Origin of the sequence: Streptomyces sp. NPDC000594, from assembly GCF_040299965.1 — a bacterium.
In the GTDB taxonomy this organism is placed as follows: Bacteria; Actinomycetota; Actinomycetes; order Streptomycetales; family Streptomycetaceae; genus Streptomyces.
This window is the reverse complement of the sequence record NZ_JBEPCY010000075.1, coordinates 1-1,169: the sequence shown is the minus strand read 5'-3', so window position 1 is coordinate 1,169 and position 1,169 is coordinate 1. Positions and strand designations below refer to the sequence as shown.

Genomic DNA, 1,169 nt, shown 5'->3' with positions numbered 1-1,169 from the left:
CCTCATCAACCGCCACCCCAACCTCCGCGCCGCCTTCCGCACCCGCGGCACCAACCACCCCATCCAGATCATCCCCCGCCACACCACCATCCCCTTCACCGAACACAACCTCACCCACCTCACCCCCACCCAGGCCCAAACCCAACTCACCCACATCATCAACACCGACCGCACCACCCGCTTCGACCCCACCACACCCCCCCTCATCCGCATCACCCTCACCCACCTCACCCCCACCACCCACCACCTCCTCATCTCCAACCACCACATCCTCCTCGACGGATGGTCCATGCCCCTCGCCATCCGCGAACTCTTCACCCTCTACCAAACCAACGGAAACGACACCCACCTCCCCACCCCCACCCCCTACCGCAACTACCTCACCTGGCTCACCCGCCAAAACCCCCACACCTCAACCACCACCTGGAAAAACCACCTCCACAACCTCACCCAACCCACCCTCCTCACCCCCCACACCACCCACCACACACCCACCCCACCCCACTCCCACCACACCACCCTCCCCACCCACACCACCCAAACCCTCCGCACCCAACTCCGCACCCACGGACTCACCCTCAACACCGCAGTCCAAACCGCCTGGACCCTCCTCCTCACCCACTACACCGGCCACCACGACATCGTCTTCGGCACCACCGTCTCCGGCCGACCCCCCGAAATCCCCGGCATCGAAGACATGATCGGCCTCTTCATCAACACCATCCCCACCCGCGCCACCACCCACCCCAACGACACCCTCCTCACCCTCATGCACCGCCTCCAAAACCAACAAGCCACCCTCCTCGACCACCACCACACCAGCCTCACCACCATCACCAACCAAACCCCCCACCCCCAACTCTTCGACACCACACTCGTCTTCGAGAACTACCCCATCCAACAAAACACCCTCACCCACCCCGCCCCAGGCCTCACCACCACCCACACCCAAGCCCACGACGGCATCCACTACCCCCTCAACCTCATCGCCGCCCACAACCCCACCACCGACACCCTCCACCTCCGCCTCATCCACAACCCCCACACCTACGACACCCCCACCGCACACCGCATCACCAACCACCTCACCCACCTCCTCACCACCATCGCCAACCACCCCCACCAACCCCTCACCCACACCACCCCCCTCACCCCCCACGAACAAGAGA

Annotated in this window: 1 protein-coding gene; it reads left to right on the top strand. The window is 64.7% G+C overall.

The features are described 5' to 3' along the window. Nucleotides 1-1,169 (top strand): condensation domain-containing protein (locus tag ABT354_RS37925; protein ID WP_351502614.1); only part of this gene is annotated, 1,169 nt, incomplete at both ends.